We start from the raw sequence: 23,051 nt of genomic DNA, 5'->3' as shown, positions 1-23,051 counted from the left end.
TAAAAATATTAAATTCTAATTTATTTTAAAGATATTTTCACTTCAACATTATTTCTTAAAGCTTTTGAATAAGGGCAAACCAAGTCTGCTTCGTGAATTAATTTTTTAGCAACTTCAATTTCAGCGCCTTCAATTTCAACAATAATTTCAACAGATAAATTAAAGTTAAGTTCTCCATTATGATGTAATGCAACCTTCGCAGTTACATTTGTTGGAAATATTGTTTTATTTTTAGACATTACAGCTTGTAAAGCTCCATTAAAACATGAGCTATAACCTGCTGCAAATAATTGTTCTGGATTTGTTGTCCCTTCAATATTTGAAGTTGGAGTCGAAACTTTTAAATGAAATTTTTGATCAGGGGAAATGACTTCTCCAGTTCTTCCTCCAATATTCTTCATCTCTGCTTCGTAAATTTTACTCATAAAATTCTCCTTTATTTCTTATAAGATAATTATATTCTTATTTAGTCTAATAGCAAAGACAAATAAATTTTAAAAATAGGTTATCTTGAATATTATCAAGCTAACCTATTACTTTTTTCTTTATATAATTATTCAAATTTATCTGGTGTTAGCAGTTTAGCACCGCTTTCATTAACCAAATATAATCTTTCAGTAATTATTTTACATTCTGTTGCGTTAATTATTGCTAGTCCTCTATGTAAGTGAACTCAATGAGTTTGATTATTTGCTTTAAAATTCATATTACCAATTTTTAAAGCAGTTACGAAAGGTGACATATTTCCTAATACTCCAATATCTCCATCAATTGTTTTTAAATTGATAATATCAACTTTTTTATTATCAATAAACTTTCCATTGGGAGTTGTAATTATTAAATTAATTGCCATTAAATTCACCTACTTTTTATTTTTAACTTTAGTTTCATTATATGCTTGAATAACATCTTCAGCTGTTCCTTTGTATAAGAACAAGATTTCAGGAATATCATCCATTTCACCATCTAAAATCATTTTAAATGACCTAACAGTATCAGATACTTTAACATATTGTCCAGGACGACCTGTGAATTTTTCTCCTACAAAGAATGATTGTGACAAGAAGTTTCTTATCTTACGAGCTCTTTGAACGATTAATTTATCTTCAGCACTTAATTCATCCATACCTAAAATTGCAATGATTGATTGTAAATCTTGATATTTTTGTAAAGTTCCTTGAACTCCTAAAGCTACATTATAATGTTCTTCTCCAATAATTTCTGGATCTAACATTCTTGATGAAGATGACAAAGGATCAACTGCAGGATAAATCCCTAAACTCGCAATTGAACGATCAAGAACAATTTTGGCATCTAAGTGCGTAAATGTAGTTGCAGGCGCAGGGTCAGTTAAATCGTCAGCAGGGACATAAACAGCTTGAACTGATGTAATTGAACCTTTATTTGTTGAAGTAATACGTTCTTGCAATGAACCCATCTCTGTTGATAAAGTTGGCTGGTATCCAACAGCTGATGGCATACGCCCAAGTAAGGCACTAACTTCACTACCTGCTTGAGTGAATCTGAAAATATTATCAATAAATAACAACACGTCCATGTTTTTTTCATCTCTAAAATGTTCAGCAATTGTTAAACCTGTTAAGGCAACACGCATACGTGCTCCTGGGGGTTCATTCATTTGTCCAAATACTAAACTTGTTTTGTCTAAAACTCCTGCTTCAATAAATTCATGATAAAGATCATTCCCTTCACGGGTTCTTTCACCAACTCCCGCAAAAACTGAAACCCCACTATGAGCTTTAGCAATATTATTAATTAATTCTTGAATTAAAACAGTTTTACCAACTCCGGCTCCACCAAATAATCCAATTTTTCCACCTTTTGCAAAAGGAATCATTAAATCAATAACTTTAATTCCTGTTTCCAAAATTTCAGCATTAGTTATTAATTCTTCATAAGCTGGTGCATCACGGTGTATAGGCATTCTTTTACCTGTAAATTCTGGTTTTTCATCAATTGCGTGACCAGTAACATTAAACATACGTCCTAAAACTTCATCACCAACTGGCGCAAGAATTGGAGCATGAGTATTTTTTACAGATAACCCTTTTGATAATCCTTCAGTAGGACCCATCGCAATTGTTCTAACAACTTCATCACCCATGTGTTGCTCAACTTCTAAAATTAATTCAACTCCATTGTTATCTACAACTAAAGCATCATAGATCATAGGAATATTTTCTTCGCTAAATTTAACATCAACAACTGGCCCTAATACTTGGAATACAAAACCATTTGCTGAATTAACAGTATTTTTACTTATTGTTTTTTTTGCTGCCATATTTTTCTCCTATCCCATTAAAGCATTAGCACCAGAAACAATCTCTGATATTTCTTGTGTAATTGATGCTTGTCTTTCACGATTATATTGAATACTTAAATTGTATTCTAATTCTTTACCATTATTAGTTGCATTTTCCATAGCTAATCTTCTACTTGCTTGCTCACTAACTTGTGATTCAACAATTGTTCCAAAGATAACAGTGCTTAAATACAAAGTAACGGCGTTATTTAATACTTCTTCAGCGCTAGGCTCAAAACTATAGTAGCTGCTTGAAGCATCTTGTTTTCCCTCTTTGATAATTGGAAAAACTCTTAATGTTGTTGGTTCAAATGTTACGTTATTAATAAACTTTGTGTAAACAATTTGAATTTCATCAAATTCTCCACTTGAATAATAACTTAATAATTCGTTACCTATTTGTTTAGCTTGTGCTGGTGAGAAATCAATATCCACACTAGTACATTCTTTTTTAATTTTTATTTTTTTACTATTAAACGCTGAAACTGCTTTAGTTCCTATTGCATAAATTTGATCTTCTTTTTTGAAATTGCTTAATACTAATTTATTAACATTGGTATTATAACCACCACATAATCCTAAGTTTGAGTTAACAACTACTCACAAAGTTTTTTTAATATCATTAGTAGAATTTTTTAAATAAATTGATTCACTTGAATGCTTAATTATTTCGTTAAAAATTGAGTAAACTTCAGATACATACTCTTGAGTTTCAGTAACTTTTTTACCAATACGGCGTAACTTTGCACTGGCAACTAATTGCATAGCATTTGTTATTTTACCTATATCTCTTGTATTAGAAATTTCTGTTTTTAAATTACTTAAATTTGCCATTACTTACCTAATTTTTTAAATTCTTTTTCTTCACCAAAAATTGATGGATTATAGTTTTTTAAAGTAGAAGTGAATTTTACAACTAATTTTTCAATTTCTTTTTGAGCAGCATTTTCTAATTCAGCATTTCACTCTTGCAAATTAGTTAAATCTGATTTAACTTTTTTAGCATCTTTTTCATTGTTGAAGTATGTAATAATTTCAGCTTTAAAATCTCTAATGTTTTCCAAAGGAATTCATTTAATTAAATGAGATTTAATTGCAAATAAAATTATTGCTTCATCAATTTGACTTAAAGGTGTATATTGACGTTGAACTAACATTTGAATAATTCTTGCTCCATGATCTAAAGTTGCCTTTGTTGACTCATCTAAATCTGAACCAAATTTCGCAAATGCTTCCAATTCATAGTATTGTGCCAATTCTAATTTTAAAGTCCCTGAAACTTGTTTAACAGCTTTAATTTGTGCTGCTGAACCAACCCTAGAAACAGATGGACCAATATTAATAGCTGGTCTAATACCTGCCATAAATAAATCACTTGATAAGAATATTTGCCCATCAGTAATAGAAATAACGTTTGTTGGAATATAAGCTGAAATATCACTTGCTTGAGTTTCAATAATTGGTAACGCAGTAATTGATCCACCACCAAACTTTTCATTAACTCTAGCTGCTCTTTCTAAAAGACGAGAGTGTAAGTAGAATACATCTCCTGGATAAGCTTCACGACCCGGTGGTCTTCTTAGAAGTAAAGACATTTCACGGTAAGCAACTGCATGTTTAGACAAGTCATCATAAACAATTAAAACGTCTTCCCCATTTTCCATTCATTCTTCTCCAATAGTAACACCAGTATATGGTGCTAAGTATTGTAAAGGCGCTGAGTCACTTGCTCCTGCATTAACAACAGTTGTGTATTCCATTGCACCAAATTTTTTAAGTTTTTCAACAACTTGTGCAATCGTTGAATCTTTTTGCCCTATTGATACATAAATACATTTAACATTTTTACCTTTTTGATTGATAATTGTATCAATTGCTACAGCAGTTTTACCAGTTTGACGATCACCAATAATTAATTCACGTTGACCTTTCCCAATTGGAATAGATGCATCTATTCCTAGAATTCCTGTTTCTAGAGGTTGACTAACTGATTTACGTGCCATAACTCCAGTTGCAATTTTTTCAACTGGTTTAGCTTTTTTAGTTTTGATTGGTCCATTGTTATCAATTGCTTGACCTAATGCGTTAACAACTCTACCGATCATTGCGTCACCAACAGGTGTTTGAACAACTTTACCAGTACGCTTAACAATGTCACCTTCTTTGATAAGTTTGTAATCTCCAAGAATAACAGCACCAACTGCTCCTTCTTCAAGACTTAAGACCATACCATAAACATCATTAGGGAAAATTAACAATTCACCCATTAAAGCTTTATCTAATCCATAAATTAAAGAAACACCATCCCCAATAGTTACAACACTACCTTGCTCTGCTTCGATAATATCTTTACCATAGTTTTTTATTTGTTTTTCAATTACTTCAGAGATTTCTTTAATATTTAATGCCATTATATTAAACCTCCTATTTTTCTTTTAAAACTTGATATTTTAATTCATCAAGTTTACTTTTTAATGAGCCATCATAAACTTTGTTATGAACAACTACTTGAATACCTGCAATTAATTTTGGGTCTATTTTATTTACTAACTTAACCTCTTTATTAATTTTTTTAGACATTTTAGTTTCTATTTCTTTTATTTGAGTAGCTGAAATTTCTTCAGTTGATCAAACAACTCCATAAGTCATATTGTCTAATTCAACAAGTTTTCCTCTTAGTTTTTTCAAAATGTCTCTAGCATTAACAAATGCTTGCATATGAACTAGTATTTTGAAAGCATTCATGATATCTTGATCAATATTGAATTGAGCAAAAGTATCATCAATTATTTTTATTCGTTTTTCTTCATCATGCGCTGATTTAAAAGTAAGAATATTAACAAAGTCGCTTCTATCTTTAAGAACTTCAATAAGCACATGAGCTTGTTCTAACATTTTTTTAACTTTGTTTTCTTTTACAGCAATTTTTGTTAAAGCATTCGCTCAATTATCTATAACATTATCTTTTAAAACCATAACTATTTACTTAGGTTTTCAATAAACTCATCAACAATTTGTTTGTTTTTAGTTTTATTGATTTCTTTTTGTAAAATTTGTTCAGCAGCATCAAATGCAACATTAACAATTGTTGTTTTAATTTCTGCTTCGACTTTTGTTCTTTCTTGAGCTATATCTTTTTCTGCTTGACTTTTAATGATATCAGCATATTTATGTGCTTCATTAATGATGTGAGTTTTTTGAATATCAGCATCAACTTTTGAAGTTTGAATAATTAATGAAGATTCTGATTTAGCGTCTTGCAATAATGCTTCAGCTTTTTTAACACCAATATTTGCTTCTGTTTGCTTTTGCACAGCTTCGCTTAATAATTCATTTATTTTGTTTCTTCTATCTCTAATTGTTTTTCTAAAAGGTTTATACATCAATTTAGATAAAACTACTATTAAAACTATTGTAGCTAAAACGTGTGCAATAAAGTTTGGCAGGTTAGGAAATAAAGATGTTATGATTTCTGGAACTCCAGCTGTTTGTGTGAAAAATAACATTTATAACACACCCTCTTTCTCTTTATATTCTTAAGCTACGAAAATTAATAAAATTGCTACAACTAATGCGTAAATAGCACCTGATTCAGCAATCCCTGCTGCAATAATCATTGTTGATGTGATTTTTGGTGCCATTTCTGGATTTCTTCCAATTGCCATACATGCACCTTGTCCAACTGCACCTTGTCCGATTCCAGCTCCAGCAACACCAACAATAGCAACTCCAGCCCCTAATAATTTAAGACCATCTCCTGTTGTAGTATCTGCTAATAAAGGTAGAACACTTGATAATACGCTAAAGTATCCTACTAAAAAATTTGCCATGTAATCTGTAAATAACATAATTTTAAAATCTCCTTTTAATTTTGTAATTCTATTCTTTTTAATTTTTGAGTTTTTCTTGAACTATTTTTTTCCTCATTTTTGTAAGTTAACTCTTGTTCTTCTCCCATACCTTGTGCTCAATATGAAAGTGATAGCATTGTAAATACAACTGCCTGAATAACAGCATCAAACATATCAAAATACATATGTAAGAATGGAGTAATAGCACTTGTAAATATGTTTAAACCTGATCATCAATACGTATATTGAAGAGTTCAGGCTTCAGTTCCATTAGCTAAATTACCTAATGGATCTTTTGCATTTCACATACCAAATGTTGGTCAGTGTTTTTGTCCATCTGCAAATTCTAAAGTACCGTGTGCCCATCCACTTTGAAAACCAATGAATAAAGCATAAACTAAACCTAGAATAATTGATCCCCCTAAAAGGTTACCAAATAGACGGAAAGACATAGACAGTAATGGAGTAAATTGTGTAAATATTTCCATTGGATTTATATATCTTTTAAGATATGCTCATTTTTGATATCTAAACGCAAAATAATAAATTAACACAAATGTTACAAAAGCCATTGATAAAGTAACAGTATATGAAGATGAAGGTGATTCAAAACCTAGTAATGAAACTAATGAACCAACTACAATGTATAAACATATGTATAAGAAATAAGGAGTTAGCTTGCGATATTTTTTTCCCATTATTGAAACAACTAAATTTTCAACAGATGAGATAAACATATCAACAAGAACTATTAAACCTGATAATTCTTTGTCTTCTTCTTGTCCTCTGACTTTAACGTTATAAGTAATACAAATAGCACAAATTAGAATTGTGGTTATGATAATTGCACTAAACTGTGTAGTGAACTCTCATAGACCTTCAGTCATATTGTCCAATTTGAACCCTCCTTAAAATTTTTAATAAACATTTATATTTTGTATTTTGTGATTTATAAAAGGTAATAGTAGAATTGGACTAAGACCAATTAAAACACCGCAATAATCAAAAATAACATTGTTATTAAAAAAAGCAATAAATAACGGAGTAGCATAGATACCTAATCTTAATAAAAAGAAAAAGTAAAATAAAAAGTGATTTTCATTTTCCAACAAAAGCTTAACAGCTTTTTTACTAATAAAAATACCAAATAAAAACGAGGTAATTCCTAAAACTCAACCTGTTAGTCAACTATAATTAATAATTTTTAACGCGAATAACAAAATCATTGTTACTCCCGTTAAAAATGCGATCATTATTACAATTGACAGTGGCTTAGTTTTAAACCAATTTTTATATATACTTTTTAATTCCATATAAGTAGTTCTCCTTGCCTACTACGTTCTTTAATATTCTACTCCTATAAAAATAAAATGTAAAAGAAAATGAAAAAGTAAAAAAACTCCATTTTAAGGAGTTAGTTTAAAATAAAATTTCTAATTTATTTTGTACCGAAGATTCTATCTCCAGCATCTCCTAGACCTGGAATAATGTATCCATTTTCATTTAACTTTTCATCTTTTGATGCTGCATATATTTCTACATCAGGGTGTTTTGTTAAAACATTAGTAATACCTGGTTCAACAGCCACTAAGCAAACAAACTTAATGTGTTTTACTCCTCATTCTTTTACAATATCAATTGCCTTTATTGCGCTTCCTCCAGTTGCTAACATTGGGTCTACAATAATCACATAACTTTCAGCAATGCTTTCAGTTTTCTTAGCGAAATATTGATGAATTTCTAATGTTTCTTCATCTCTATATAAACCAATGTGAGCTACTCTTGATGTTGGAATTAACTTTTGAATTCCATCTAGCATACCAATTCCCGCTCTTAATATAGGAACTAATACAATAGGCTTATCAATTGTATAACCTATTGTTTTTGTCATTGGTGTTTCAATTTCAATTGGTGTCAATTCTAAATCTCTAAATGTTTCATAAACCATTAATTGAGCTATCTCATTTAGATTTTCTCTAAAGTCTTTTGATGATGTTTCTATTCTACGCATTCTTGATAATTTATCAATTATCAAAGGATGTTTAATTTCTGTAAATGCCATATTCATATTCCCCCTAATTGTCCAAATTATTAATATTATAAAGTATTAATATGATAAATGCTCATAAATTGGGAATGCCTTGCATAAACTTTGTACTTCTTTTGCAAGACTAGTTAAATTATTTTCAGATTGATTTTTTAAAGCACTAGCTATTATTCTTGCAACCTCAATGAATTCTTTTTCTTTAAATCCACGCGTTGTCATAGCAGCTGTTCCAACTCTTATACCACTTGTTACAAAAGGTTTTTCTTGATCAAAAGGTATCATATTTTTATTTGAAACAATTCCTATGCTTTCTAAAATTTTTTCTGCATCTTTTCCTGATACATTTAATGTATTTTTAACATCTAAATTAATTAAATGATTGTCAGTTCCATTTGCTATTAATCTCATTCCGTTTTCTGACAATGCAGTAGCAAATGCTTTTGAGTTCTCAACTACTTGTTTTGCATATACTTTAAATTCTGGAGTGTCTGCTTCATATAAAGCTTGAACTTTACCAGCAATTTGATTTTCTAAAGGTCCACCTTGTGTTCCTGGGAAAACTGCTGAATCAATTTTTTTAGCAAACTCAGCTTTTGATAAAATCATCCCTCCACGTGCACCTCTTAAAGTTTTGTGAGTTGTTGTAGTCACAACATCTGCATATTCCATTGGATTTGGATGTACACCACCAGCTACTAGACCAGCAATATGTGCCATATCAACCATTAATAAAGCTCCAACTTCATCTGCTATCTCTTTAAATTTTTTAAAATCAATAATTCTTGAGTAAGCACTTGCTCCAGCAACAATTAATTTTGGCTTATGCTCTAAAACAATTTTTCTTACTTCTTCAAAATCAATCTCTTCTGTTTCCTTATTAACTCCATAGAATTTAAAATCATAATTATTTCCTGAAAAATTGATTGGATAACCATGTGTTAAATGCCCACCTGCATCTAAACTCATTGAAACAATCTTATCTCCATTTTGTAGTAAGGCTCTATAAACTGCTTCATTAGCTTGACTACCTGAATGAGGTTGAAGATTTGCATGACCTGCATTAAATATTTTTTTAGCTAATTCAATACCTTGTTTTTCAATTTCATCAACAAACTCACATCCACCATAATATCTTTTACCTGGATATCCTTCTGCATACTTATTAGTTAATATACTTCCTGATAATTGCAAAACAGCATCACTAACATAGTTTTCACTAGCTATTAATTCAATATGATTTTGTTGTCTTTCAAGTTCCTTATTTAAAAATTCTAAAATGCTTTTATTTATTGTATTCATCCAATGTACCTACTCTTTCCTGATGTCTTCCACCTTCAAATTTTGTATTTAAAAAAGTATCAACTAACAATATTGCTTTTTCACTTGCTATTAATCTTGCCCCTGTTGCTAAAATATTAGCATTATTATGTTGTCTTGTTAATTCTGCAGTTTGAACTTCATAAACAAGACCTGCTCTTGCTCCTTGAACTTTATTAGCAGCAATGCTAATACCAATTCCAGTACCACATAAAGCTATACCTTTACTATCTTTTTCTGCAACAACAGCTTCAGCCAAAGTAATTCCAATATTTGCATAATTACATGATTGACCATCATTATTCCCTAAATCAACCACTTCATATCCTTTGCTTATTAAATGATTTTTAATTGCATTTTTCATTTCAATTGCTGTGTGATCATTTGCTATAAATATTTTTCCCATAAAACCTCCACATATTTCTTTTTATAATTTTAACTTATTAAGTGAGATAATGATTATATAAGAAGGTGGAAATATGAATAATTACGAAATTAATAAAAATAAATTTTATATATTACTACAGCAAGGATATAAAATTATTGATGTTCGTGGAAAGCATGAAGATAAAATGACTGGCTTGAGTCACCCTGACGCAATAAATATACCTTATCCAGGAATAATTCAAAAAGCTGAGCAATTTTTTCCAGACAAAAATGAGAAATTGATAATTGTTTGCAATTATGGTTCAAGAAGTGGTTTAACTGCTAAAACTTATAGACAAAAAGGCTATGTTAATACTTTTGTTCTTTTAGGTGGCTTGTTTGGTTTAAATTAAAAAAATAAAAAAGCAGGTGTTAAACCTGCTTTGTTTTTTTTCTTAATGGGGCGCCGAACGGGAATTGAACCCGCGAATGTCAGAGCCACAACCTGATGTGTTAACCACTTCACCACCGGCGCCATAAAAGATAACGTTTTTATTATCTAAAAATTACCTTGATTTGTCAATTAAAATTCTACTTTTTAATAAATATTTGATAAACCTCATTTTTTGATTTATTAACTTTTGCTCCAATAATTTCACATGCTTGTTTTAATTTATATCCTTGTTTAATTTGTTCTTCAATTAACTTAACTATTTTCTCATTGGTTACAAATGTGTTTTCAACTATTTGTGAATCAATTACTATTACAAATTCGCCTTTTAAAATAAATTCTTCGCTTTGTACAAATTGATTTAATTCAGATATAGGGCCTTGCATAAATTGCTCATTTAGTTTTGTTAATTCTCTCCCAATTAGTACACTTTGTTCTGCATTAAGAATAGTACTTAATTTTTCTACTGTATCTTGTATTCTATGGACTGATTCATAAAAACTTATTATCGCTTTGCTATTTTTCCCTAACAAATCTTTTAGTTCATTCATTTTTGAATTTCCACTTTTATGTTCTAAAAAACCATAAAAGTAATTTTCTTTAGCTCGATAACCACTTGCAACTATTGCATGAATATATGCTGGACCTACATTTACACTAGTCACATTGCAATCAGTTGCTTGTAAAATTTTGTTTATAAATGTTGCACCTGGATCGCTAATAGCTGGACATCCAGCATCGCTTACTATAGCAATGTCTTGATTATCTTTTAAAAGTAAACTTAATTCTTTTACTCTATCAGTTTCATTGAACTTGTGCAATGATATTAGCTTTTTACTTATTTGATATTTCTGCAAAAAAGTTTGACTTGTTCTTGTGTCCTCACAACAAATGACATCTACTTTCTTTAATACTTCTAAAGCTCTAAAACTAATATCTTCTAAATTACCAATAGGTGTGCCTACCAAGTATACAGTTGGTTTATTATTTTTAAATGTCGATTGATTTCGCATATAACTCCTTTAAAACAAAATTACCCAAAAGGGTAATTTATTAATTAACTTCTTTAATTTGAATTGAGTAAGGATTGTTTATATCTTTTACTTCTACAGATTCTCCAACTTTTTTACCCATAATTGCTTTTGCAATTGGAGATTCATTAGAAATTAAACCTTTAAAAGGATCTGCCTCTACAGCTCCTACAATTTTAACTTCTCTTTCTGTTTTAGTATTTAACATGATGAATTTTACTTTTGATCCAACTTTAATTGCACCATCAGTAGCTGAAGAATTTTCAATTAATTTAGCCTTGCTAATCATTGTTTCAAGTTCTTTAATTCTTGCTTCAACTTCTGCTTGGCGATTACGTGCAGCATCATAGTCAGCATTTTCACTTAAGTCTCCTTGATTACGTGCTTCAACTAATTCTTCAATAACTTGTGGACGAACTACTTCTAATAAATGTTTTAATTCGTGCTTTAGTTCCTCAATTCCTTCTTGAGTTAAAATAATTTCTTTTGCCATGTTTTTCTCCTAATTTATTAACTTTTTAATTATATAATATTTGTTAAATAATTGTATCTATTTTCTATTCTTTAAATAGTTTTTAAGGTTATCAAGTGCATTTTTATTTTTCAATATTTTAAATAATGCTTCATCACTTGCTGCTTCAATTTCACTTATTGTATTATATTGTTTAAATAAATCTTGAATTCTTTTTTTTCCTAAACTTTCTACTTGTTCAAGCTCTGATTTTAAAAATGAGTTATTTTGCTTTTTTCTAAATCCTGATTTTGCATATTCATCAACTCTAATTTGAAGACTACTTAATCAATTAAATAATTTTGGGTATTTTTTAATTTCTACTTGTTGCTCATTAACATCTAACATCATTGAAGTTCTATGATATTCATCTTTCACTAACCCTATAATTTGAATCTGATTCAACGCTAAGGCTGAACATATCTCTTTTGCCGCATGAATTTGAATAATTCCACCATCCATAATAATTAAATCTGGAAGCATCCTTTTTTCCATTAAAGCTTTTTGAAATCTTCTATATAGCATTTCCTTCATTCGATCATAATCTGAAGTAAATTTACTTTCAATGTTATATTTTCTAAATTCATTTCTCACAGGTTTCCCATTTATATAAACAATACAACTGCCAACAATAAATTCATTTCCTATATTTGAGATATCAAACATTTCTATTCTATATGGTTCTTTGTTCAATTTAGCAAGTACTTGTAATTCACTTAATATTTCATTTTCATTTCCCACATTTGTTGTTGTTGAAATTTTTGATTTTCTAATAGTTTCTTTTGCATTTTCTAAAGCTATTTGATAAATTATTTTTTCATCTTCTTTAATCGGATGTGTAGTTATCTTTTTATACTTATCATTTAAATCAAATAATTCAATTTCTTTATCAACAATTATTTTATTTGGCAAAATATTTTTATCATATATTTGGTTCATGAATGAGTCAATTAAATCAGTAATGTCTTGTTCAAAATATAATTGAGTATGTTCATCTTTAAATAATAATTTACCTGCTCTATAAAATAAATTTACTATTGCAATTTTTTCATCCTCTATAAAATAACTTATTACGTCAACATCTGTTTGACTTTTGAATTCAACATTTTGCTTTGTAGTTGCAAAATCCAAACTAATAATTTGTTCTTTTATTCTTTGAGCTTCTTCAAATTGTAAATTTTCAGCAGCTTTTTTCATTTGAGTAGTCAAAATGTTTTTTACTTCATTTATATTACCCTTAAAAAAATTATCCACTCTTTTAATTTGTTCTTGATAATATTCTTTGTCCACTTCTTTAAAACATGCCCCACTGCATTGACCAATAAAATAATGCAAGCAAGGATTTTTTAAATCTCCTTTACATCTTCTAAGAGGAAAAAGTCTTTGTAGTGTAATTAAAGTTTCTCTTGCATTAGATCCTATTGGCAATGGACCAAAACTTCTTAATGCTTTCTTATCTAACTTTCTAACATATCTATAAGTTGGATTTTTTTCATTTGTAATAATTATGTATGGATATGCTTTGTCATCATTTAATAAAACGTTATATTTTGGTCTATATTTTTTAATTAAATTTTCTTCTAATAACAATGACTCTTTTTCATTGGAAACAACAAAGTATTCTAAATCGACTATCTCTCTAACCAATCTTGTTGTTTTAAGATTTTGGGCTCGGTCAAAATATGAAGAAACTCTTTTTTTAAGATTTTTAGCTTTACCCACATAAATTATATGTTTATCTTTATTTAAATATAAATAACAGCCTGGTTTATTTGGTAAATTACTTACTTTAGTTTTTAAATCCATATTTTCACCCTTTTCTATTATTTTAAAAAATAAAAACCCTAATTAAAAGGGTCTTTTACTTTTTAACTAAAACTTCTCTTGGTCTTGAACCATTTTTAGGTCCAACAATACCCTCATCTTCTAGTTGATTTAAAATATTTGTGGCTCTAGCATCAGCAATTCTAAATTTACCTTTTATAGATGAAGACGAAGCATCTTGTTTTTCAATTACAAATTCTTTTACCAATGAATATAATTCATCAGTTGTTCCTACAGATTTTAAATTTTCTTGATCAAATGCTTCAGCATACATTGCTTGTTGTTGAGCAATTGTGAAATCAACAATTTCTTCAATTTCCTCGTCACTTAAGTAAGCTCCTTGTGCTCTCATTAAGTCTCCACCACCTGGAGGCATAAATAACATATCACCGCGACCTAATAAGTTTTCAGCACCTATTGAATCTAAAATTGTTCTTGAGTCAATTCCTGTTGTTACAGCAAATGCAATTCTAGTTGGAATATTAGTTTTAATTGTTCCAGTAATAACATCTGTTGAAGGTCTTTGTGTAGCTACAATTAAATGAATACCTGCTGCACGAGCCATTTGAGTAATTCTCATAATTGATTCTTCTACTTGTTTTTTATCACCTGTCATCATTAAATCAGCAAGTTCATCAATAATAATAACCTGGAAAGGCATTTTTTTAGAACCTGAAACTTTTCTATTATATCCGTCAATGTTTCTAACACCAAGATCCATAAATAGTTCATAACGTCTTTCCATTTCAGCAACTACCATTTTTAGAGCATTAGCTGCTTGTTTCATATCTGAAATAACGGGTGCTAACATGTGAGGAATTCTTGAATAAACTGAAAGCTCAACTTTTTTAGGGTCAATCATTAAGAATTTAACTTCATTTGGTTTAGCTCTTAACAAAATTGAACAAATCAATGCATTAATCATAACTGACTTACCTGATCCAGTTGAACCAGCAACAAGTAAATGTGGCATTTTATTTAATTGAGCAGTTAAAGGCTCACCTAAAACATTTTTACCCAATACAAATAACAATTTTTCATTATCTTGTTCTTTTGGGATTGATTCAATAATTTCACGCATTGAAACCATTTCTGAACTTGCATTAGCCAATTCAATTCCAATTAAATTTTTACCTGGGATTGGCGCTTCTAAACGCATGTTTTGAGTAGCTAAAGCAAGTTTTAAATCATTTTCCAAATTAGTTATGCTATTTACCTTAACCCCTGGTTCAGCTTGAATTTCAAATTTCATAACACTTGGCCCAATTATTGAATTTATTACTTTTGCTTTAACTCCAAATTGGCTAAAAGTTTCGTCAATAGCTAAAGCCTTTAAGGCTGCATTTTCTTTATTAGCTCTTTCTTTGTTGTAGTCTTTTTCCATAACAGCTAAAACATCTACTGGTGGCAATTTATAATTTTTATTAATAGTTATTTCAGTTTCTTCAACAATAGGTTCGGGTTGTAAATAAACTTGTTGTTCTTGAATAATAGGTTCAACAATAGGTGTAGCTATTTTTTCAGTAATTTGTTCTTCCTGAATGATTACTTCTTCTTTTGGTAAATCATATTTTTGCTCATATTTGCTTAAAGCATCCAATGCTTGTAGTGTTTCACTTTTTGCTTTTTCAGGTTGTGAATCATATATAGCATCAAAGAAAGTATCATCTCCTTCAATTAATGTTATTGATTGTTGTTCAACAATAACATTAGGCTCTTGTTTAACTAATTCACTATTTTGTGTTATTGGTCTTAAATTCGGATTTTTAACAACAGTTTGAACTTGATTGCTGTTATCTGTTATTCTTCTTGAAACAAATTTTGGACGGTGAGGGTCAAGTGGCTCTTCTTCTCTAAAACTTCTGCTTGCTTGAATCCTAGAATCTTGTTTAGCTTCACTTTGTATAAAAGGTTCAATTACTTCTTCTGGTAAGGAACATTCTATTTTATTTTCTTGTTGAATTTGGTCTAATAATTCTTTATCTTCTTTTTTAACGTATGAAGGTAATTGAATTGTTAAATCTGAAGTTTGAATTTCTTGTTCCTCATCAAAATCTTCATTTCCAAATACATTAATTGAATCTCATCCGTTTTTTTCAGCTTTTGAATCCACTGATGCTTCTTGAATAATTTGCTTTGCTGTTTTTGGATTTGGATTTCTTTTTGATTTTAAAGTCAAAATTCTTAAAGCTTTACCTTTTCTTTTTGTTTTAGGTTTAAACAAGAATAAAGGGTCACCTGTAAATATTCACATGCCATTTATAAACATTAGGAAAACAAGTAGTATATACGAACCAACAATTGATAGATAAGAAGTTGAGGCAACTAATAAAGTTCCTGTTAATCCTCCACCACTATATAAATTAAAATATCCATCAGCTCCAGTTTTTAAGAAATAGTCTATTACTTGTGTGTAATACTCGCCAGAAAAAATAGAATGGTTATATCATTCAGAAGCATATGTACTAAACATTTGGCCAAAGAAATCACTTTGTCATAATTTATTTAATTTCTCATTTTCTGATGCTATTATTTGTGTAAATAAAATTAAAGATATTAATCAACAAGATAAAATGAATGTTGAAATAACCATTAATAAAAATCTTTTTTTAAATTTAAATCTAATCCCTGAAAATATACATAAATCAACAATAAAAAGAATAATATAAATGAAGTATTTAAATCAACCAAATAAGAAATTGAAAATAACATCATCAAAAAATTGTCCAATAACAGTTATTCTACCTAATGAAAATACGGAGATGAACAAAATAACCAAACCCGTAACCATTCAAGAAATTGAATCACTTCTTCTTTTTTGTTTAGTTGTAACAAAAGCTGCTGTTTTTTCTTCATTTCATTCGTAATTAGCTAAAAACTTTTCTTCTTTTTTATTTTCCATTATTTCACCCTTTGCAATATTATAATTATACCAATTTTATTAAATATAAAAAATGTAATAGCAAATACTATTACACTTATAGTCGTTTATTTTTTAACTACACTATTAGAAGTCAGATCATATGTATATAGTCTTGTATACTCAACTTTTTGGCCTACAGCGTCAACACCAAGGTTAAATTGCTTTTCTGCCGCTAAGTATTCTTCTTTAGTTCATAATGATTCAATCATTTTAACACCAAATAATCTATTATTTGAACTACCTGCAATATAATTTGATCTTGTGAAAGGATCAATATATGAAAGCATAATAGTTTTAATTGGAGTTTTATTATATAGTGGAGTTGTTAATCCATAGTTATATAAAGCATTTGATTCAGCTTGACCAAGTAGATTTAATCTTTTTGTTAAATCTCCTTCAAGTCTTGCTTGCTCAGCAATAACACCATATTTAAAAGTTGCAGTAGCTAATTCATCATAAGCTGTTTTATAAGATGAAAATGCTGAATTCATTTCTGCTCCACTTTCGCTAACTTTTGAAATAACTGAAGACATTTTTGTATAAACATCATATGCTCCACCAAAAGTTAAAGTTTGTAAGAAGTTATATGGATCAGTATAGTCAGGTCCTCAACCACTTACATAAATATCAAATTCGCCAGCTCTTGATTTAGCTTTATAATCTTCAATATCATTTGTATCAACAGCTTTAAGTCTTATTGGACTTTGTGTTCCATTAATTTGACCATTATTAACTGAAATATTAAATTGATCAATTATATATCTAACTCTAGGATTTAAAGTCATTCTTGAATCCCCATTTAATAATCATTCAATTTCAATTTGTTCGCCTGTATTAATTATTTTTTTACTTTCAAGATCTTTTCTAACTGCTTTACCTAAAATTTCACCTTTTTTATACTCATGTTGTTTATCAATGTTTTTTTGTGCTGAAGCATCATTTGGATATTTGTTAATATCTTTAATTGTGGCTAATGCTTCATTTGCAAATTCTTTTAATAAATCTTCATAACCTGTTTTAAGATTTCCGTTTAGATCAGTAAAGATACTAATAGCCATTAAATCATTTTGATAAAATGCATCATTACCATCAGTTAATGATCCAAAGTGTTCTTCATAAAATTCTTTCATTAAATCTTCATCTGATTTATCATCCAATGCATTAACCAAAACATCAAATCTTGTTTGACTATTTTCAACAGAATTTGTACTGTTTGTATCTTCTAAAAGAGGATTTTCAATACCATACATTTTATTGTATTCTCCACCTATGTTTTGAATTGTATAGTCTTTTGTACTAACTCCATTTATTTCTGCAGCTGCTTCAACATTTGATTCTGTATCTTCATTAACTGCAAGTCTTGGAAGAGTAAAAGTGTTTCTTAATAATGTTGAATTTCTAGTTTTAACATTATTATTCCCGTCTCATGCAAGTGACTCTTTTGTGTTAGAATCATTATCTAATTTCCCTGCTACATAAGCTGGGTACTGAGTTCTTTGCATAAAATAATTTAAGTAAAATCTTACTGATTTCTGAGCAAGTGCTAATGATGATTTTCTTATTTCTGTATTACTATTTAATCTTCCATAGTTATAGAATGTTGTAAAAGTATATTGACTAGGAATTGTTGATGTTGCATGTGTTCCTGTAAAAGCAAATGATTGCTCATCAGAATTGTAGTCATCACCTACATATTTTTTTCAACCCATGTCATCATTTGGTGAAATGGCAACTTCTGTTGCATCTCCACCTTCAAATCATAATCTATTTGAATCAACAGAACTACCTCTTATTAAAGTGTATGTTGCTTTTTCAATGTATGTTCTATCTGCTTGGAAATAGTTAGGGTTTTTAACTAATACTGTGTTTGATGTTGGTTGATGAGATTGCACATAGTAAGCTCCACTATATCACATTTCACTTGCATTTGGTTCATATTTTTTAGAAAAATTATATCAACCTCTACCCTCATGTTCAACTGCAAAAAATGGAAGTGGTTTCATTGAGCCATAACCAACTGCAGATTGGAAAAATGATGTTGATGGAGAATCTAAAGTATATCTAATATTATATTCGTGACTACCAATAGTTTTTGAAGTTTCAGAAACCGACATCATCCCACCATTTTCAGCACTATCAATAACAAGGTTATTAAATTTATCATTTGCATAGTACTTTTGCATTTCAATAATAGCTTCTTCAAAAGCTGGAATGGGTTTATATTTAGTTGCTCCAGATGCATCTTTTATTTCATGGTCTCTAAGATTAACATCAAAAATTGATTTTAATTTTTGAGCTTCTGAAGAATTTTCTTCTTTTCCAGATCAAAGGTTAACTAACATTACTAGAATATCAAAATATTTAGTTGAAACAGCCTCTTTTCCAATATTAGAAGTTCCACCTTCACTTGTTGTTCTTCCAAAGTATTTAGAATCATGGTTAGCTTGATCATAAGTAGAAATATCAGTTAAAAAATTGCTTAAATCATTTCCATATTTAAATAAACTATTTGTTGGTTCTGCTCCATCAGCAGATGAATTTGGGTTAAAAGTAAATCTAAATGCATTATAAAAGTCCATTGCTTTTACATCTTCTGTTCCAAGTATTTTACCGTTTCTTACTTTTGTTCACTTAGGTATTCCTGTTGTTCCTTGCGGTTTATCTCTTAAATGAAAGTAGTAGTTTTTACCTTCTTCATCATGTCCTCATCAGTCAGCCATTTGGCCTTCAAAAGTTGTTGAATTTGAAGAAGGTGTTATTAGTCCATCATATAAATTTTCAAGAACTAATGAATCAGAAGATTGGTTACTTGAACCTGGAGATCATGTATTAATTGCTGATTGTAAAAAACCTTTATACTCTTTTGTATTAACTTTTCTAGCCATTAATTTTTCTTTAGATATTCCACATGAAACTAAAGTTGAACTTGCAGTTCCAATTAAAGTTGTTGCGGCAATTATACTAAGTAGTTTTCTCATAATTAAGCCCCCTTCTGTGTAACTTTTTTATTTTTTTTCTTTTGATTTTTAATTTCTAATGCTTCTCTTTCATTTGCCAAAATGAAGTGACCTTTTTCAATTTCTCTTCATTTAGGAGAATCTGTAATATAGTCAAAATGCTCTGCTTCAGGATCATATTTAATGCTTTTTTTCTTTTTCTCTAATTCTGGGTCTGGTAAAGGCACAGCTGATAATAGAGATTTTGTATAGGGATGCAATGGATTATTAAATAATTCATCAGCATCAGCTAATTCAACTATATCTCCTCTATAAATAACTGCAATTCTATTAGCAATAAATCTAACAACACTTAAATCATGGGCAATAAAAATATATGTTAAGTCAAATTCTAATTGAAATTTAGATAGTAAGTTAATAACTTGCGCTCTAATTGAAACATCAAGTGCTGAAATTGGTTCATCACACACAACAAATGAAGGTTTCATAATTAGTGCTCTAGCAATACCAATACGCTGACGTTGACCACCAGAAAATTCATGAGGATAACGTGATAAGTGTTCCGGTAGCATTCCAACAGTTGTCAATAACTGTAAAATTAAAAATTGTTTTACTTTATTATATTTAATATTTTCTAAAGTAATCATTCCAATTTTGTCTGGATTATTTAATTCAAATCATTCAATGTATGTTTGGGCCGCAAATTCATTTTTGTATAATTCAGGAAAATTATCTAAGCCTTCTGCAATAATTTCTTCAACTGGCATTCTGTCATTCAACGATGAAGCTGGATCTTGAAAAATCATTTGCATTTGTTTTTTTAATTCATGTTTTTCTGAACTTGTTGGTAATTTGTATTTAGGAGAACTTTCTAAAGTTTTTTGAATGTTTTCCATTGTCATTAATTCTTTTATTTGTTCTAATTCAATTAATTTTTGCTCATCAGTTGTTTTAGAAAATTTTTCATTAATTCATTTAGACCATTCTTTTTTACTTGAGCCTTTTGAAACTAAAGCTGAACTTAATTTTTGAGCTTGTTTTAACTCAGAAATCATTGGTGAAACTAATTTGTGTTCAGAAATTAAAGCTTCTAATAATTTTCCTAAGTCAAAGAAGAATCTTTTAACTGATTTATATTTGCCTTTTCTAACATCATTTCTAACTTTTTCAATTTCTTGAATTGTTAAATACATTTTAGATTCAGATTTTCTAATTTTTAAAGTTAATTTATTAGTTCTTGTATGTAATTCAGTTACTTTTTTTAGTAAATCAACATTTATAATTTCATCTTTTTTTAACATTTTTAATAATGCTAGTGATTTATCTTGAAGCTTATAAAGTTTTAAAATTCTTTTAATAATTTCTTTAACAGCATCTTCAACTAACTTAAGTTTTGGGTCTTTTGACTTTGAAACTAATTTATGATCTTTTAAATCTAAACCTTCTTCGATTTTTCTAATTTTATTATCAGAATATTCTACTGTTTCTTTTGATTTTAAATCATAGTATTTACCTTCAATATATTTAAAATAAACACGTTTGTAATCTTCTGCATAAATTTCTAAAGCTTTAGTAATAGCTGTTTGATTAAGTTTCATAACTTTAACATGGTGTTCCATTTTTTCATTCATTTTAATTAGGTTAGGTGTTTTACCAAAAGCTAAAGTATCTTGATAGTAAATTGTTCCATCATTAATTGGTTCAATTCCCATTAATGCTTTACCAATTGTTGACTTACCTGAACCAGATTCACCAACTAATCCAAAAGTTTCTCCTTTATAAATATCAAAAGATACTTCTTTAACAGCTGAAACTTTGTTTTTACCATGACCATACTCAATTAATAGATCACGTACTTTTAAAAGTGATTGTTTAGCCATACTATTCACCTACCTTCGCTTCGCTTACTGCTTCTTTTAAATTATCTAACATTTTAGGTTTTTGAACTTTAGGTGCTCTTGGGTCTAACAATCATGTTCTGGCTCCATGAGTTTTACTAATTTCAAACATCGGTGGGTTATACTCGAAATCAATTGCTAAAGCATATTTATTTCTTGGTGCAAATGCATCACCTTTAATTTTATTAAATAAACTTGGTGGTGTTCCAGTAATAGCAAATAACTCTTCACCTTTTGTACCTAATTGAGGTAATGATGATAATAATGCTCATGTATATGGATGTCTTGAATCAAAGAAAATATCTTTAACTGTTCCATATTCAATAATTTGTCCAGCATATAATACTGCAACACGATCTGCGACGTTAGCAACTACACCTAAATCGTGAGTAATAAAGATTACAGTTAAATTAAACTCTTTTTTAAGTTCTTTAATTAATTCTAAAATTTGAGCTTGAATTGTAACATCAAGTGCAGTTGTAGGTTCATCACAAATAAGAACCTTTGGTTTACATGCTAGTGCAATAGCAATAACAATACGTTGTCTCATTCCTCCAGAATATTTTCCTGGAATATCATGATAACGCTTTTCAGCATTTGGAATCCCCACTTTATTCATTAATTCAATTGCTTGTTCTTTTGCAGCATGTCTAGAAACTTTATTGTGTAATCTAATTGCTTCTGAAATTTGAAATCCTACGCTTAATAAAGGGTTTAATGAAGTCATCGGATCTTGGAAAATTGTTGCAATTGTTCCCCCTCTAACTTGCTTTAACTTTTTAATAGCTTCTTTTTTATTTAATCAACTTAGTCTGGTTTGAAATTTTCAAGCAACTAATAAAGCATTAACTTCATGTTCTTCAACTTTTTCAGCATTTTTTAATTTATCTAAAACATGTTTTAAATTTAATTCAAAGTCTGTTAAAAATTCTTGTTCTGATAAAATTCTTAATGCTGCTAAAATGTTTCTACCTTTAATTAAAGATAAATCTATTTTTTTTGAAGTTATTTCTTTCATTATTGGTGTTAAACGTAAAACTGTTCTTTTTCTTAATCTTGAAAATGTTGATAATTCAAAATATGCATCATGAATAATTTCACTTTCTTCTTTAATTTTTAACAGTGTTTCATCAGTATCAACACCTTTTACTCCTAAACGAGCGTTTAAAGCTTCCAAGCGAATTTTTGCATTTTTTATTGTTTTGTAATTGCTTTTTTTAATTTTTCTTCTTACATCATTTGTTAATGAACCTTTGTGATAATTAACTAAATTAACATCTTCTCTAATAGCTGTTTCGGAGTTATTTTTTGATTCTTCAGTTGGATAATACATAATTGTTCCATTTGAAATATAACCATTACTTTCTAGCATATTAGTCAATGTTTTAGTTAAAACTGATTTACCTGATCCAGATTCTCCAACAATAGCAATTGTTTCTCCATCATAAATATCAAAAGAAACGTTTCTAATAGCTGTTAACATTCTTCCACGAACGTTGAATTTAACAACAACGTCTTGAAGAGAAATAATTTTTTCTTTATTTATTGCCAT

Annotated in this window: 21 protein-coding genes and 1 tRNA gene; 1 reads left to right on the top strand and 21 read right to left on the bottom strand. The window is 29.0% G+C overall.

The genetic code is table 4. The features are described from left to right. Positions 1 to 20: 20 nt before the first annotated feature. The 13 genes from CK556_RS00660 to CK556_RS00600 form a co-directional block, all read right to left on the bottom strand. Positions 21 to 425 (bottom strand): organic hydroperoxide resistance protein, encoded by a 405-nt coding sequence (locus CK556_RS00660; RefSeq protein ID WP_027875743.1) that lies wholly within the window; start codon positions 423 to 425, stop codon positions 21 to 23. Positions 426 to 553: 128 nt separating this feature from the next. Beyond that, a complete protein-coding gene (locus CK556_RS00655; protein ID WP_027875744.1) occupies positions 554 to 853 on the bottom strand; it encodes an ATP synthase F1 subunit epsilon in 300 nt (99 codons plus the stop codon). A 9-nt stretch (positions 854 to 862) separates the two neighbouring features. Then, positions 863 to 2,302, bottom strand: coding sequence for a F0F1 ATP synthase subunit beta (gene atpD / locus CK556_RS00650; protein ID WP_036246775.1), 1,440 nt, complete (start codon positions 2,300 to 2,302; stop codon positions 863 to 865). A gap of 9 nt (positions 2,303 to 2,311) precedes the next feature. Next, positions 2,312 to 3,157: an ATP synthase F1 subunit gamma gene (atpG, locus tag CK556_RS00645; protein WP_027875746.1), complete on the bottom strand. Its 846-nt coding sequence runs from the start codon at positions 3,155 to 3,157 to the stop codon at positions 2,312 to 2,314. Continuing rightward, positions 3,157 to 4,734, bottom strand: a complete 1,578-nt coding sequence (gene atpA, locus CK556_RS00640; RefSeq protein WP_027875747.1) for a F0F1 ATP synthase subunit alpha — start codon at positions 4,732 to 4,734, stop codon at positions 3,157 to 3,159. The genes atpG and atpA overlap by 1 nt, the downstream gene beginning before the upstream one ends. Positions 4,735 to 4,747: 13 nt before the next feature. Beyond that, positions 4,748 to 5,299, bottom strand: a complete 552-nt coding sequence (locus CK556_RS00635; protein ID WP_027875748.1) for a F0F1 ATP synthase subunit delta — start codon at positions 5,297 to 5,299, stop codon at positions 4,748 to 4,750. A gap of 2 nt (positions 5,300 to 5,301) precedes the next feature. After that, entirely contained in the window at positions 5,302 to 5,829 is a 528-nt protein-coding gene (atpF, locus tag CK556_RS00630; protein WP_027875749.1) for a F0F1 ATP synthase subunit B, read from the bottom strand. A 30-nt stretch (positions 5,830 to 5,859) separates the two neighbouring features. Continuing rightward, the gene (gene atpE / locus CK556_RS00625; RefSeq protein ID WP_027875750.1) at positions 5,860 to 6,171 is read right to left on the bottom strand and encodes an ATP synthase F0 subunit C; all 312 of its coding nucleotides are present in this window, start codon (positions 6,169 to 6,171) and stop codon (positions 5,860 to 5,862) included. 17 nt (positions 6,172 to 6,188) lie between these two features. Continuing rightward, a complete protein-coding gene (locus tag CK556_RS00620; RefSeq protein WP_036246778.1) occupies positions 6,189 to 7,061 on the bottom strand; it encodes a F0F1 ATP synthase subunit A in 873 nt (290 codons plus the stop codon). Between the two features lie 30 nt (positions 7,062 to 7,091). Continuing rightward, positions 7,092 to 7,487: an MG406 family protein gene (locus tag CK556_RS00615; protein ID WP_051412773.1), complete on the bottom strand. Its 396-nt coding sequence runs from the start codon at positions 7,485 to 7,487 to the stop codon at positions 7,092 to 7,094. A 125-nt stretch (positions 7,488 to 7,612) separates the two neighbouring features. Beyond that, positions 7,613 to 8,236, bottom strand: a complete 624-nt coding sequence (upp, locus tag CK556_RS00610; protein WP_027875752.1) for a uracil phosphoribosyltransferase — start codon at positions 8,234 to 8,236, stop codon at positions 7,613 to 7,615. Between the two features lie 45 nt (positions 8,237 to 8,281). After that, positions 8,282 to 9,520, bottom strand: coding sequence for a serine hydroxymethyltransferase (locus CK556_RS00605; protein ID WP_027875753.1), 1,239 nt, complete (start codon positions 9,518 to 9,520; stop codon positions 8,282 to 8,284). Further along, positions 9,504 to 9,944, bottom strand: coding sequence for an RpiB/LacA/LacB family sugar-phosphate isomerase (locus CK556_RS00600; RefSeq protein WP_027875754.1), 441 nt, complete (start codon positions 9,942 to 9,944; stop codon positions 9,504 to 9,506). Before CK556_RS00600 ends, CK556_RS00605 begins: the two co-directional genes overlap by 17 nt. A 73-nt stretch (positions 9,945 to 10,017) precedes the next feature. Here CK556_RS00600 and CK556_RS00595 point away from each other — a divergent pair, with 73 nt between their 5' ends. Beyond that, positions 10,018 to 10,317, top strand: a complete 300-nt coding sequence (locus tag CK556_RS00595) for a rhodanese-like domain-containing protein (RefSeq protein WP_027875755.1) — start codon at positions 10,018 to 10,020, stop codon at positions 10,315 to 10,317. A gap of 46 nt (positions 10,318 to 10,363) precedes the next feature. On the opposite strand, the gene CK556_RS00590 is transcribed toward CK556_RS00595, so the two are convergent. The 8 genes from CK556_RS00590 to CK556_RS04055 form a co-directional block, all read right to left on the bottom strand. Continuing rightward, a tRNA-His gene (locus CK556_RS00590) sits at positions 10,364 to 10,439 on the bottom strand. Positions 10,440 to 10,495: 56 nt separating this feature from the next. Then, positions 10,496 to 11,368: a 16S rRNA (cytidine(1402)-2'-O)-methyltransferase gene (gene rsmI, locus CK556_RS00585; RefSeq protein ID WP_027875756.1), complete on the bottom strand. Its 873-nt coding sequence runs from the start codon at positions 11,366 to 11,368 to the stop codon at positions 10,496 to 10,498. 40 nt (positions 11,369 to 11,408) lie between these two features. Then, a complete protein-coding gene (greA, locus tag CK556_RS00580) occupies positions 11,409 to 11,879 on the bottom strand; it encodes a transcription elongation factor GreA (protein WP_027875757.1) in 471 nt (156 codons plus the stop codon). A gap of 57 nt (positions 11,880 to 11,936) precedes the next feature. After that, entirely contained in the window at positions 11,937 to 13,703 is a 1,767-nt protein-coding gene (gene uvrC / locus CK556_RS00575) for an excinuclease ABC subunit UvrC (protein WP_027875758.1), read from the bottom strand. Positions 13,704 to 13,758: 55 nt separating this feature from the next. Then, positions 13,759 to 16,623, bottom strand: a complete 2,865-nt coding sequence (locus CK556_RS00570; protein ID WP_036246781.1) for a DNA translocase FtsK — start codon at positions 16,621 to 16,623, stop codon at positions 13,759 to 13,761. Positions 16,624 to 16,709: 86 nt separating this feature from the next. Next, a complete protein-coding gene (oppA, locus tag CK556_RS00565; RefSeq protein WP_027875759.1) occupies positions 16,710 to 19,622 on the bottom strand; it encodes an oligopeptide ABC transporter substrate-binding protein OppA in 2,913 nt (970 codons plus the stop codon). Between the two features lie 2 nt (positions 19,623 to 19,624). Further along, positions 19,625 to 21,481 (bottom strand): ATP-binding cassette domain-containing protein, encoded by a 1,857-nt coding sequence (locus tag CK556_RS04060; protein WP_027875760.1) that lies wholly within the window; start codon positions 21,479 to 21,481, stop codon positions 19,625 to 19,627. A gap of 1 nt (position 21,482) precedes the next feature. Then, positions 21,483 to 23,051 (bottom strand): oligopeptide/dipeptide ABC transporter ATP-binding protein, encoded by a 1,569-nt coding sequence (locus CK556_RS04055; RefSeq protein ID WP_084545427.1) that lies wholly within the window; start codon positions 23,049 to 23,051, stop codon positions 21,483 to 21,485.

This window comes from Mesoplasma chauliocola, from assembly GCF_002290085.1.
GTDB lineage: Bacteria > Bacillota_I > Bacilli_A > Mycoplasmatales > Mycoplasmataceae > Mesoplasma > Mesoplasma chauliocola.
This window is presented reverse-complemented; position numbering and strand designations above follow the sequence as displayed.